The sequence below is a fragment of the Phenylobacterium sp. genome (assembly GCF_022402485.1).
Classification (GTDB): Bacteria; Pseudomonadota; Alphaproteobacteria; order Caulobacterales; family Caulobacteraceae; genus Phenylobacterium.
Genome location: NZ_JAKRSA010000024.1, coordinates 133,240 through 146,120, shown reverse-complemented (window position 1 = coordinate 146,120; position 12,881 = coordinate 133,240). Strand labels below are relative to the sequence as shown.

Annotated in this window: 11 protein-coding genes; 3 read left to right on the top strand and 8 right to left on the bottom strand. The window is 63.1% G+C overall.

The window, feature by feature from the left end; genetic code table 11:
• Window positions 1-32: 32 nt before the first annotated feature.
• Window positions 33-608, bottom strand: coding sequence for a TetR/AcrR family transcriptional regulator (locus MH112_RS09750; RefSeq protein WP_296567086.1), 576 nt, complete (start codon window positions 606-608; stop codon window positions 33-35).
• Between the two features lie 103 nt (window positions 609-711).
• On the opposite strand from MH112_RS09750, the gene MH112_RS09745 reads away from it, so the two are divergent.
• Window positions 712-1,041 carry a metalloregulator ArsR/SmtB family transcription factor gene (locus tag MH112_RS09745; RefSeq protein ID WP_296567084.1) on the top strand — a complete coding sequence of 110 codons (330 nt, stop codon included), beginning with the start codon at window positions 712-714 and terminating at the stop codon, window positions 1,039-1,041.
• 14 nt (window positions 1,042-1,055) lie between these two features.
• On the top strand, window positions 1,056-1,463 hold the full coding sequence (gene arsC / locus MH112_RS09740) for an arsenate reductase (glutaredoxin) (protein ID WP_296567083.1): 408 nt from the start codon (window positions 1,056-1,058) through the stop codon (window positions 1,461-1,463).
• Here the strand turns inward: arsC and MH112_RS09735 are convergent.
• On the bottom strand, window positions 1,460-2,152 hold the full coding sequence (locus MH112_RS09735; protein WP_296567080.1) for a response regulator transcription factor: 693 nt from the start codon (window positions 2,150-2,152) through the stop codon (window positions 1,460-1,462). The genes arsC and MH112_RS09735 overlap by 4 nt on opposite strands.
• Window positions 2,149-3,684: an ATP-binding protein gene (locus tag MH112_RS09730; RefSeq protein WP_296567078.1), complete on the bottom strand. Its 1,536-nt coding sequence runs from the start codon at window positions 3,682-3,684 to the stop codon at window positions 2,149-2,151. The genes MH112_RS09735 and MH112_RS09730 overlap by 4 nt, the downstream gene beginning before the upstream one ends.
• Window positions 3,685-3,921: 237 nt before the next feature.
• Here MH112_RS09730 and MH112_RS09725 point away from each other — a divergent pair, with 237 nt between their 5' ends.
• A complete protein-coding gene (locus tag MH112_RS09725) occupies window positions 3,922-5,022 on the top strand; it encodes a 2OG-Fe(II) oxygenase (protein WP_296567077.1) in 1,101 nt (366 codons plus the stop codon).
• Window positions 5,023-5,137: 115 nt separating this feature from the next.
• Here the strand turns inward: MH112_RS09725 and MH112_RS09720 are convergent, their stop codons facing one another.
• The 5 genes from MH112_RS09720 to MH112_RS09700 all read right to left on the bottom strand — a co-directional run bounded on the left by MH112_RS09720 (window position 5,138) and on the right by MH112_RS09700 (window position 12,825).
• The gene (locus MH112_RS09720) at window positions 5,138-6,514 is read right to left on the bottom strand and encodes a deoxyribodipyrimidine photo-lyase (RefSeq protein ID WP_296567075.1); all 1,377 of its coding nucleotides are present in this window, start codon (window positions 6,512-6,514) and stop codon (window positions 5,138-5,140) included.
• 15 nt (window positions 6,515-6,529) lie between these two features.
• Window positions 6,530-6,910: a YdbL family protein gene (locus MH112_RS09715; protein WP_296567074.1), complete on the bottom strand. Its 381-nt coding sequence runs from the start codon at window positions 6,908-6,910 to the stop codon at window positions 6,530-6,532.
• 9 nt (window positions 6,911-6,919) lie between these two features.
• A complete protein-coding gene (locus MH112_RS09710; protein WP_296567073.1) occupies window positions 6,920-7,114 on the bottom strand; it encodes a YnbE family lipoprotein in 195 nt (64 codons plus the stop codon).
• Between the two features lie 35 nt (window positions 7,115-7,149).
• Window positions 7,150-9,915: a YdbH domain-containing protein gene (locus tag MH112_RS09705; RefSeq protein WP_296567072.1), complete on the bottom strand. Its 2,766-nt coding sequence runs from the start codon at window positions 9,913-9,915 to the stop codon at window positions 7,150-7,152.
• Window positions 9,916-10,296: 381 nt separating this feature from the next.
• The gene (locus tag MH112_RS09700; RefSeq protein WP_296567071.1) at window positions 10,297-12,825 is read right to left on the bottom strand and encodes an ATP-binding protein; all 2,529 of its coding nucleotides are present in this window, start codon (window positions 12,823-12,825) and stop codon (window positions 10,297-10,299) included.
• Window positions 12,826-12,881 lie beyond the last annotated feature (56 nt).

The window sequence follows — 12,881 nt, the reverse complement described above, 5'->3', positions numbered from 1 at the left end:
GTGCCCCGCCTCAGCTCTTGAACAGCACGGCCTCAGGCCAGGGCAGTGACGAGCAGACGGAAGGTGGTGTCGATCTGTTGGCGCTGGATCGCTTCAGGCAGGGCGCGCCGGTTGGAGACCCGCAGGCCCTCATTGACCAGCATCAGGAATGAAGAGAGTTCCGCCGCCTTCTCAGGGCCGCAGCCCGTATCCTTCAGACACAGATGAAAGGCGTCCTCGACTTCGGAGAGCCGCCGGCGGGCATAGTCACAGATGTCTTCGTCGACATCGGCCATTTCCAGGACCGTGTTGACCAAGAGGCAGCCCCATGCCGAGCGATCCTCAACAGACATCGCAAAGCCATGGTCAAAAAAGGCGCGGAGCGCCTCAAGGGGCGCTTGACGGGCGCGCGCTTCGGCCAGGATGGCGATGCTGCGGGCGGCAAACTGATCCAAACACTCCAGGAACAAGCCACGCTTGTCTCCAAAGGCCGCGTAAAAGCTCGACCGACTAATCTGCAGGTCGTTTGTCAGATCCGACAGGGAGGTGGCCTGATAGCCACGGCTCCAGAACAGCATCAGGGCCTTCTGAACGGCCAGGGTACGGTCAAATTCAAGGGGACGCGCCATAGCGCAATTATGGACCACGCATTCCACAACGCAAGCCGAGCAGCGTCGGCATCCCTTGCCCCCGGGACCTTGCCTGCTCAGACAGTTCAATCATATTGGAACTATGGAACCTGATGCCGCCATCATCGCCCTGTCCGCCCTCGCCCAGCCCACCCGGCTAGAGGCGTTCCGGCTTCTCGTGCGGAACATGCCACAAGGCCTGCCGGCGGGTGACATCGCCCAGGCGCTCGGCGCCCCCGCCAACACGATGTCAGCCCACCTGGCCGTTCTGGCCCGCGCCGGCTTGGTCAGCGCCGAACGCCGCAGCCGCTCAATCATCTACCGGGTTGAGCTGGGTCAGATTCAGGCCCTGACCCTGTTCCTACTGAAAGACTGTTGCCAAGGCCGCGCTGAGGTTTGCGGCCCGCTGGTTTCTGAACTGGCCACCTGCTGAGGGCGTTGATCGTCATGGACATCATCATTTATCACAACCCGGCCTGCGGCACGTCGCGGAACACTCTAGAGCTCATCCGCCATCTAGGATTTGAGCCTCATGTCATTGAATACCTTAAAACACCGCCGAGCCGGACCCTCGTCGCCAGCCTCGTGGCACGCATGGGGATTGGGGTCCGCGGCATCCTCCGGGAGAAGGGTACGCCCTATTCAGACCTTGGCCTCGACGATCAGTCCCTGAGCGATGAAGCCCTGCTGGACGCCATTGAGGCGCACCCGATCCTCATGAACCGCCCTGTTGTCGTAACCGCGCAGGGGGTGAAGCTCTGCCGGCCTTCCGAAGCGGTCCTGGATCTCCTGCCCCCCACGGCCTTTTCCCCCTTCACCAAGGAGGATGGAGAGGTGGTGCGCGCTCGGCCTTAGTCTTCGCCAGCGAGCCTGTAACCTACGCCGGTTTCGGTAAGCAGAATGCGGGGTGCCGATGGGTTCTCTTCGAGTTTCTGCCGCAACTGCGCCACCAGCACCCGGACAAACTGCGCGTCCACAGAGGCGTCTGGGCCCCACACAGCGGCAATGATCTGCTTATGGGTGACTACCCGCCCGGAATGGCGCGCCAGGGTGCGTACTAGGTCGTACTCCCTGGGGGTCAGGCGCACCTCTTCACCTTGGATATAGGCCCGGCGGGCCGCAAAATTGACTTCCAGTTCAGCGCTGCGGAAACTGGCGCGGCCGGCAAGACGCAGGTCTCGGCCCCTGAGCGTCGCCCGCACCCTGGCCAGCAACTCGTCAACCGCAAATGGCTTATGGACAAAGTCATCGGCCCCGAGGTCGAGGGCAGCGATTTTCTCTTCCACGAGATTGCGAGCGGACAAGACGATAACCGGGATCTCGGACCACTCCCGCAGACGGGTGATCACATCCTTGCCGTCCATGTCGGGGAGCCCCAGATCCAGAATGACCAGGTCACAGGGCTCTCCAGCCAGGTAACTCAATGCCCCCGCGCCAGTCTCGGCGGTCGCCACGCCATAGCCCGCCGCCATCAATGCTGGTCGCAGGGACCTGAGAATCTGCGGCTCATCGTCCACCAACAGAAGATGTGCGCCGGCGCTCATGAGTCCCCCCTGGGCAACTGCAGCCGCACAATGAGCCCGCGGCCCTGCTCCCCCAGCCGGGCAACCGCTGAGCCGCCCATCGCCTCCATCAATCCCCTGACAATCGACAGACCAAGGCCTGCCCCCTGGAGCGTTTCTCGCGTGGTACTGGATCGGTAGAACTTGTTGAAAATGAGCTCGAGTTCGTTTTCAGGAACCCCGCTTCCTTGATCCATCACGTCAATCGCCAGAACATTCCCCTCATACCGGGCGGCGATGGTGACAACGCCGTCCTCGGGGCTGAAACGAAGGGCATTGTCGAGAACATTGCCGAGGACTTGCTCGAACAGGATCGGATCACCCAGGGCAATCAAGGGGTGTGCCGAGGGTGTCATGGCCAGCTGGCGGCTCCCCTTACGGCGCTCATAGCGACGCAAGGTGCGGTCGAGCGCTTCAGATACGTCGAAGGCAGCAGACTGGGGCGAAAGCGCTGTGGCCTCCAGCCGGGTCATGCTGAGCAGGTTGCCGACGAAGGCGTTCAAACGTTCGGTTTCTTCGGTAATCGTATCCAGCAGGTCATCCTGAACCTCCGGCTCAAAGACCCCGCGAAAGGTCCTTAAACTGGAGGCTGAGGCAAGAATGGCCGCAAGCGGCGTGCGAAGATCGTGAGAGATTGAGGACAGCAGGGCGTTTCGGAGGGATTCGGTACGTTCCCGAGCTTCAATCTCGGCCCAGGCCTGGCTGAGACGAGATCGGGCAATGGCGGTGGTGCCCATGTCGATCAGCACATGGATCAGGCGGCTCTGATCGGCTTCTTCGATCGTCACGATGGTGGGCCTCCAGGCCGCCGCCCCAAGCCTACGGCCCTCGGCCAATAGGGCCCGCAGGCGCCAGCCATCGGGTCCAGGAGCCAGAACGCCGGTGGTCTGGCATGCCTCCAGGGCTTCGATGAGGGCCGGCTCCAGCGTCATTACGCTCTGACTCTGTCGAACCCGACCATCGATCAGAAGCACCGCTTCCCCTTGGGCCGCCTCAGCAAGTCCTTCGACGAGACGTTCGGCGATGGGGGCCTCATCGCCCAAGGCCGCGAAATCGCGGCCTGCCTGAAACAGCACCGACGTGGTCCGCGCTCGATTGAGGGACCGGCTGGCTTCGTCACGCACCCTGCCGGCCAGCCCCCCGGTAAGCATGGCCACGGCAATGAAAACCAACAGAATGAGATAGTCTTCAGACTCAATTCCGAGGGTGAACTGGGGCTCAACCAGATAGAAATTGTAGCTGAAGAAGCCCAGGATTGAGGCCAGATAGGCCGGACCTGAGCCCAGCTTGACCGCGCTGATCAGCACGGCGGCCAGAAAGATCATCGAGACGCGGGCATAGCCAAGCCAATGGTCCAAAGGCAAGGCGACCAGATTGGCGATCACCACAACAACCACGGCTGCGCCATAGGTCGATAGACGCGGGTGGCGTCGGATCACGGACTGGGTATAGGCGCGCATGGGCCCCTGGCGGCCCGCAGGGCCGATGACATTGAAGCTCGCCGACGCCGGCATGATCTGGGGGGATCAATTGGGCGCCGGCGAACCGGGCCGGTAGCGGCCGGCCGGAACTGACGCTGAGGCCTGCAGGTCGGGGGGTCAATTATGGGGTCATTATGCCGCTCTTATAAGGCCCCCGCGCTTGCTCCGACGGCAAGCAGGCGGCTCTCTAACCTGAGTTTCCGGAGAGCCTAAGGGCGACTCTGGGCCCTCAACGGCAGGCTTGGCCTGCGCCTCCGGTTAGAGCGCCTTATGCTGCGTCCAGGACAGCCAGCCCCTTGGTTCATTACAGGATCCCCCGTCAATCCTGAGTTCGCCTTTGGAAGCCTGGGCGGCTACTTCCTCCTTCTGCTGTTTCTGCCTGAGGACGTCGAGGCCAGAGCCAGGGCCTTGGATCAGCTGAGAGCCACCACGCAGCTTAGAGCCCAAAAGAACATTCCAGCCTTCGCCGTGGCTCGGGATGATGCGACGATTGCCACCGCCAAGGACGAGCCTGGACTCCAATGGTTCTTTGATCCTGATGGCTCGGTCAGTCGGCGCTACCATGCCCTGAGCGCGGAAGGCGTTCCTAACCCGCATTGGGTCCTGATCGACCCTTCTATGAGAATTTATGCGGTGGCGGGAATCGATCAGACGGACGCCCTCATGACCGTGGTCGCCCGGCTGCCAAAGCCAGACGACCATGCCGGCGTACCGCTACATGCACCCGTGCTGATCGTCCCGCGCGTCTTTGAGCCGGATATGTGTCGCCAGCTCATCGGGTTCTATGAAGGGCATGGGGGCGAGCCGTCCGGTGTGATGCGGGAGATCGCTGGCAAGACCGTTCCGGTCATGGATTCCACCAAGCGGCGTCGCGACGCCGTCATTGAAGACGAAAGTCTCAAGGCTCTGGTCCGTCACAAACTCCAGACCCGCCTGCTTCCGGAGATCAAGAAGACGTTCCAGTTCGAGGCCAGCCGGATCGAACGCTACATGGTGGCCTGCTACGACAGCGAAGGGGGGGGCTTCTTCAAACCTCACCGTGACAACACGACCGCGGGTACCGCACACCGCCGTTTCGCCTGCTCCATCAACCTCAACACCGAAGGCCACGTAGGGGGTGAGCTGAGATTCCCTGAGTTCGGATCGAAGACCTATCGCCCCCCCACGGGCGGGGCAGTGATCTTTTCCTGCTCCCTTTTGCACGAGGCCACCCCGGTGACCCAAGGGCGGCGCTACTGCTTCTTACCGTTCTTCTATGACGAGGCTGGTGCCCGGATCCGGGCCACTTACCTCAACACGTTGAAGGCAGACAGCGCGACGGCCGGCACCACACCTGCCGTTCAAGGCGAAGCCGAGTCCGAACGCGCCTGAGGGCGAGGGCGAGAGGATCTTCCGATCAGTTCGACGGGGTGTCGGAGCGAAAACGAGCTCAGCTTCCGCTGAGTGTGGCCCCCGGACCCGAGGTCTCGCAGAAGCGTCCTGCAGCCTATCCTTCCGCTGCAACCAAGCTAGCGACCTGGGCCACATAGGCCTCAGCATTGAAGCTCTTGAAGGTGTTGGGACCCATGGATCTCACCGTACCGAACACGGGCTGGGTGGGCCAGGGACGGTCATGCAGGCCAAAGATCCAGCCAACATTGGCGTAGGAATTGGCGTCGCGGCCGTCGAGCAGATAGCGGTTATTCAGGGCGAGAACGGTTGCGAACGCCTCCTGAGGCGTGGCGGACCACTGAAGGATCTTTTTGCCCCAGTACATGCGCAGCCGGTTGTGCATATAGCCCGTGACCTTCATCTCGGTCATGGCGGCGTTCCAGTAGGGATCGTGGGTGGCGGCCTGGTCAAACTGCTCGTAGCTATAAAGGAAGGGACGCGGGTCAGAGCCGTGGGCCGCCATCGTCGCCTTGGCCCAGGCGGGCAGGCCCTCATACTGGTCATAGTCCGGCGCCCACCAGACGTGATTGATCGCCAGCTCCCGTCGAACAATCAGCTCCTCCAGATAGGTGTCCCGGGAGTCCTCCGGGCCGACGCCTGAAGCCCGGACCGCCAGGGCGATCTCCACGGGCGAGATCTGGCCAAAGTGCAAATAGGGGCTGAGATAGGACACGGCCTTTGCCTCAGGCTTGCCCCGGGCAGCACCATAGTTGGCCAGGCCACGCGCAAGAAAGGACGCCAGGCGTGCGCGGGCCTCGCCCTCCCCGCCTTTGAAACGCACGACCGGGGGGCAGCTGTGATCGAGCCGGAGCCGACTGACCTCTGCGGCAACGTTGTCCAGGTCGATATCCGACGGCAAACCCAGATCGACAGGCCGCGCCACGGGCTGGGCGTGCAGGGGCGCGATGAAGGGTTCCATGATCCGCTGGATCCGTGGCCGAATGGTCCGCGCAGCGTATTCGTGCTTGTTCGAAACCTGGGCGATGGGGGCGACCACATCGCCCTCGACTCGGATGAACCTGCGATCTAGGCCATCCGCCAGCCTGCGCCGCCATAGTCGCGGGACCCGCAGATAGCCGGCGTCACAGATGACCAAAGCTGCCTGCCAGGAGAGCTCCAGGGCCACAGCGTCGGGGTCGCCCAGCCGAATGACGAAACTAATGCCGCGGGCGAGCAGGCGTCGGCGCACCTCGGCCAACCCCTGCAACATGAAGGCATAGTGGCGGGCATTGGCCTCAGGATAGCCATCGGTCAGGCCGAAGGCGACCAGCAGCGGGAGATTACGCTGGTTGGCCGCCTCGAGAGCGAACTCCAGGGCCGGGTTGAAGTCAGCCCGCTGGGATGACTGCATCCAATAAAGGACATAGTGGCCATCGGACTGCTCGGGCGCATCCTTAAGGGTCCGGACGCGGGTCGTCTCAATCGACTTCAAAACTCAGGCCTGCGTTTACTTCTGGACCCAAGCGCCATTGGAGGCCTGATAATACTCCCCAGGCCGCAGTCGAGTGCTGACCACCTCTGTAAAGGCCGCCGCACCGGCGGCCTCAGCGGTGACGCCATTTCGCGCCGCCGCCTGACGATAGAGCTGCGCACGGCCAGCATTGATTTCGTTGACGGCTGCCTCGAGGGCGGCGTCGGAGGACGAGATCACAAAGCCCAAAAGACCATCATTGCGTTCGCCCACCACCCCTTGGGCCTTAGCGGCGTCGACTGTGGCCTTCGCCTGCGCGGTCTGCGCCAAGGCCGGGCCGACGGTCAGGCCAAGTGTGGCCACGCCAGCCGCACCAAGTATGACAGCCGCGAGAGCCAGAGACTTAAAACGGGTCATGATCATCCCCTAGAACAGGTTCGGGTTCTGCTGGATCAGGGCCCGGACATCCTCGTCCAGGCGCACACGCACATCGGCGTCCAACTTTGCGTAGATGGTGATCGGATCCACCTGGACCCGAATGGTGGGGGCGCAGGCGCTCAGCCCCGTGGCCAGGGCGGCGGCGGCCAGGATCGCGCCAGTGATCTGTCGCTTTGAGGTCATCAAGTTGGCGGCTCCTGGGGTTGCGGCTTGGACGGTCATCTTGGCTCAGGCGGCTGAACCTCACCTGAACCACGCACGGTCTGCGCGTCAGCGTAGTCGGCCAAGAGCTGATCCAGGTTGAGGGACGTGTCCAGCGTCAAATCAACTTCTGTCCCTGAAGGGAGGGGCAACTCTCGGTTCATGAAGTCGCGCCGGATCAATTCGCCGAGGGTCAGTCGTATCTCCTGCGGCTCCGGCGGGCTATGGGCACCCCGGATATTGAACAAGACCCCGAGACGGCCTCCGGGCAGGCTGTTGACCTCAGCATTCAGGACATCAAAGGCTAGGTGTTCCATGGCCTGATAGGCGAACTCGACAGCCGTATTGGCTTCGGTGATCGGGGGTGTTGCGGCGATCTGCTCACCCAACTCGGCACCCAGACCCTCCAGATCGGCACGGGTGCCCCCACCCGAGGCGCTGATCTCGGTCAGGGCGGCCCGGCGGATGGACAGGCGTCCAGGCTCAATGGCTTCCAGTCGCCCTTGAACGAACTTGATCCCGTCAGGGCCCGCGATGAAGGGCAGGCGTCCGCTGACCCTGGCCGACAAGGAAACCCGGTCAGCAAAGGGCGTCGCACTGACAATGTCCGCCAACTGCACACCCTCAATGACCAGTTCGCCCCGCCAGGACTTATGGATGTCCAATGGAATGATCATGGGCTCCAGACGCACCGTTCCGCCGCCCACGTCCACGGCCCCCGCCGATACCGTCAGGCTCTCACCGAGCAGTTGAAAGGTTGCGCGCGGTGCGGTCAGCGGAGTCAGGAGCTGCAGGTCCTGAGCCTTGAGCTGCTGCCCAGGCGCAGTCTGCAGCGGCGCAAGACTATTGAAGGCGATCTCACCGGTCAGGCCGCGAACCGGCCCAGCTGGACTGGCAAAATCTAACCCGGGCACGGACAACAGCCCAGAGCTGGTCAGACCTGCCGGTGACCACTGAAAGCCTCCAGCAAAACGTAGTGAACCCACGGCCGGCGCGCCGATGGCGGCGGCCAAGGGCGAGAGCTCGGACGGTTGAAGCCCCCCCTCGGTGAACAACAGCAGACCAGTGTCCACCTGAGCAGCCCCCCGACCGTCACTGCCATCGTGATCCAGGCGGATGTCGGCCACCGCAGCGCCACTGGACGAGAGTTTGAGGTCTCCCCCCCACACCGCTTGATTGAGCGCCACGCGACCGGTCACATCCAGGGGGTTGAAGCGGGGGCTGGTCGCCCGATCCACAACCTGCCCATTCAGGATCTGCGCCTGGCTGAACAGGCCGCCGGCATTGACGCCAAACACGACGTCCGCCCGGCCACGCTCCAGCCCGGCTTGCAGGAACGGGGCCTGGGCTGACACCCCCTGCGCCCGGCCACTGATCCGCCACCGTCCGTCCTTCAGGGCAAACAAAGGATCGGCACCGGGACATAGGCGAAGGCTGATGGCCTCAACGCTCGTCTCGCCAGCTTCGAACCGGGAGAAGGCGACGGGCACACAGGTCGTGGCCACGTAGGTCACCTCGCCATCGCCCACACGCAGGCGACCTGATGCCTGGCTCTCCAGGCCTTGGATTGGGCCCAAGTCCGTCGCCACACTCACCCGTGTGTCGGCCTCGAAGCCATTCTGGTCCAGCTGGTAGCGGACAACCTCGGCGTCCAGGTTCGGCAGACCGCCGCCAGACGCCTCGACATCAAACGCCCCGCCACCATCAGCAAAGATCGCCGTCCCGCCCCGGGCGGCCAGACTGACCGTACCGCTCGAGGCTGAGACGATCCGGGCCGGGGCGGTCAGACTGAGCCGAACCCCGTCCTTGCCATAGGCCACTTGAACGGCTGGTGCCGTGCCGGCAAAGGCTTGGGCGGCGCGCTTCACGGCACCAACGGTGTCGAGATCCTCGGGCTGCACAGGCCCAAGCCCGCCCCAGCGACCCGCAAGGCTCAGCGGCCCCACAAGGTCCGCCGTCAGACTGCCGCCAGCCTGCCGCACGGGTCCGATGAGATCGAGAGACACCCTGGACAGGGCCAGATCTTCGCGGTCAAGGTCCCTGCCCCGCACACGGATCTTGACATCGCCAGAGCTCTCGGTGTTCGGGCCTCGACGCCAGGTAAGGTTGGCAGACTGGGCAGAGCCAAAAACCGCGCCAAAAGTGAAGCCGGCTCCCCGACCAGACCCCGCGTCCAAACGAATATCCCCCCCGCCACGCAAGGTCAGGTCCGCCAGACCCCCTGCCGATCGACCTTGAAAACGCGCGGAGAGAACGAAGTTTTTCAGCTCCACTTCATGCCGATTGAGCTCTGCGCTGCTCGCCGTGACAGCCATGGCAAACGGCCCGGTCCCCAGGGGAGTTTCAGCCGTGGGATAAGGGGCATTGAGCGCCAGCGAAACGTCTCCAGCTCCAACCGACAGCGCGCCGAACCGCCCTGAGACCAGCTGTGCTGCAAGGCTGACACTGGTACCGCCATCGCGCGTGACCAGCCCCAGGCGCGCTCCGCCAATGTCCAAGGTCAGGTCATCTAGAAACAGACGTGTGGGCGCCAGTCGTCCTGAAAGCTTCACCAGAACGCCTGCTGTCATCAGGGCGTCGGCCTGGATCTCAGCCAAGCCAGCATTATGCTCAAGCTTCAGCAGCCCATTGTGGATGATGATGTCGGGTGAAGGGGTCTCGGGCCTGGACGGCCTGCGGCGAAACTCGGCGATCAGGGGGTCGAGAGCCCCGAGACTTGGTCCCTCAGGCGTCAGCCGCGCATGAATCACCGGATTGAACAGGGCGATTTCATCCAGCTCCACCCCAAATGGCCGTCCAACCCAAGGGCCCGTCAGCCGATATGACAGGGTGGCCCTCTCAGCCAGAATCACAGGTTCTTGCGGCGGTCCAATGCGCAACGTCCCTGTCAGGCCGCTTGGCTCCAGGGTCTCGAAATTGACATCAGCTTCGACGCCACGGGCGTTCAGCCACCCGATCAAGGCCTCCCTCGCCAGGACACGCCGAGCAAAATAGCTGGCTGCCAATGCCAGGATCAGACTGAAGATCAAGAGCCCGGTGACCCATGGCAGCCACCGACCACGCCCAACTGAGGGCGCGGTCCGGGGCGCGGAAAACTCCGCAACAGAATCTGGCGGGTTGGGATGAGTCACAGGAAGCCGCCGGCATAATGCGCAGAGGTCGACTTAAGCTCCAGCCTTCTCCGGCGCTCGTTCAGCAAACTCAGCACCATCCTCCTCGCCGGTGACAGCTGCGATGGCGGAGAGCAGATCGCTGGCACGAATGGGCTTGGTCAGATGCCAATCACCTCCGGCGGCTTTGCCCGCCAGGACATGCTCCTCCAGGGCGTTGGCGGTCAGCATGATCACGGGCGTACGTGGCCGCTCCTGGGCGAGCTCCCGACGGCGGAGTTCAACTGTGGCGCTGAGCCCGTCCAGCACGGGCATCTGCATGTCCATCAACACGACATCAAAGTCGGCGCTCTCCAGCGCATCCAGGGCGGCCTGACCGTCCTCCACCACCACTGGAGTAATCCCGACCGACCCCAGGATCAGCTGAACGACCTTCTGGTTGGTGGGGTGATCTTCCGCCAGCAAAACCCGAAGGGCGAAGTCCGGCACCAATGCGCCAAGATCTGGCGTGGCGGCGAGGCCGTCGCGCGACACCGGTGCCTCCGGGAGCTCCAGGCGAACCCGGAAGTCAGACCCCTGCCCGGGTGTGGATGAGGCTGAAATCTCTCCCCCCATCAACTCCACCAGGGAACGACTGATGGCTAGGCCAAGGCCGGTTCCACCGAACTGCCGCCGGATCGAATCGTCAGCCTGCTCGAAGCGCCGAAACAGTCTGGCGCGGACCGCCTCGTCAAATCCGATCCCGGTATCGACGACGGAGAATTCCAGCCGTCCGTCAGTCCTGAGGACCGTCAGTCTTACGCCCCCTGTCTGGGTGAATTTCACCGCATTGCTCAAAAGATTGGACAACACCTGGGTCAGCCGGACCGGGTCGCCGAGATAGCCCCCCCGCGCTGCCGGCTCGACGGTCCACTCCAGGGACAGGCCTTTGCTCTCGGCAGAGGCCCTGTGCAGTTCGGCAATCCGCCCAACCAGAAGGTCCAGGTCGAACGGTTCCGACGCCAACAGGATGCGGCCAGCCTCAATGCTGGAAAAATCGAGGATGTCGGTGAGCACCTGCTCAAGCAATCGCCCGGAGGAGACGATCAGTTCGGCAAGCTCTTGGTCCTTTGGGCTGGACTGCCGCGCCTTGAGGGTCTGTGAAATGGCGATCACGCCATTCAACGGCGTCCGCAGTTCATGGCTCATATTCGCCAGAAAGCGGGACTTCTCGGCATTGGCCTGTTCAAGCTCAGCCGTTCGCTCAAGGACGCGCTCCTCCAAGGTCGCCCTGGCCCCTTCAGCCTTGGCGCGCTCCGCAGCAAGGGCGCGGGCTAGAAGACCAACCTCATCCTGCCGCGACTCATCTTCAGCCAAGCGCGAAGGGCTTGCCGGCCCCAGCTCTGGATCACAGGAATCGGCCAGTCGGCGCATGGGCCCGGTGATGTGCTGGCGCGCCATGTAGACCATGAACAGGGCGTGCAGCATGCCCGCGAGAAGGCCAATGATTGGGACCCAAGCCACGGATTTCGCCGCGCTGATCAACAGCGCGCGCTTGGGATAGACCAACAACAGATTCCAGTCGGCCACCATCAGGCGCCCAAAGGCGATGATCGCTGAACCATCGGGGCTATCCATGACGCCGAAGCGCTCAGGATGGGCGTTGATCGCAGCGGCGATGGCCCTGGTGCCGTTCTCCAGCTCCAGCGCCTCAATTTGAGCCCTTGATGCAAGACCTTCAGGACCAAAGGCAGGGTCGGCAATGATCTCCCCGTCCCGGGTCATGATAATGGCGACCGCGCCTGGCAGGGTTTCACTGACCGCGCTCTTGAACAGGCCTGACAGCTCGATAGAGGAGCCGAAGGCCCCAACGAACTTCCCATCGATATAGACGGGCGTCACGCAGGCCGAGCCCATGCGCGGACTATCGACTGTTTCCTGGACCAGCCGCTGCAGACGCGTGCAGCGGGTTTCGCCCTTCGGATTGTTGGCCGGCAGAGAGATCTGCGTCATTTCCTCGCCACTCACATCCAAGGTGGCAGGTGCCAGTTCGCGGAAGAACATCAGCCGGTCTGGGCGATCAGGACCAAACATCACCAGCCGGGTGGACGGGGTGAAGAAATAGAAGTTGTCGACATCTGCGCCACCGGCTTGGCCAAGCTCGGACACCACGCTGAAACTGGCCACCAGGGCCGCAAGTTCGTCTGGGGGCGTAGCCTCTGCCTCTGCGATAAAAACGCCCATGCCGTAGAATAATCCGCCATTGGGGCGCCGGACGCCGTCGAAATACTCCGGCCTACTACGGCGCGTGCCGTCGGCCCTCATCGGAAAATAACGATCAGCCAGACGCTCCGCCTCACCAGGTGCCAATGCCAAGGTGCGACGGCTCAGCTCCGCCCCGGCTGTAGCCTGCAGCGCTGTGAGATTAGCGAACCGCCGATCGAGATTGAGGCTTCGCTCGCGGACATAGTCCCCCAGAAAAGCGACCTGCCGGTGGGCCAGTTCATTCTGGAAGATTGCCGCGACCACCACTGTCGCCACAAGGGTGAGGCCCAAAGTGATCAGCCCCGTGCTGATCAGGAACTGGCGGGTGATAGACTTCATGAACGCGTCGGCTCCATGGGGATTCCCTAGCCGTACCGCCGTTGTTCCATAAACCG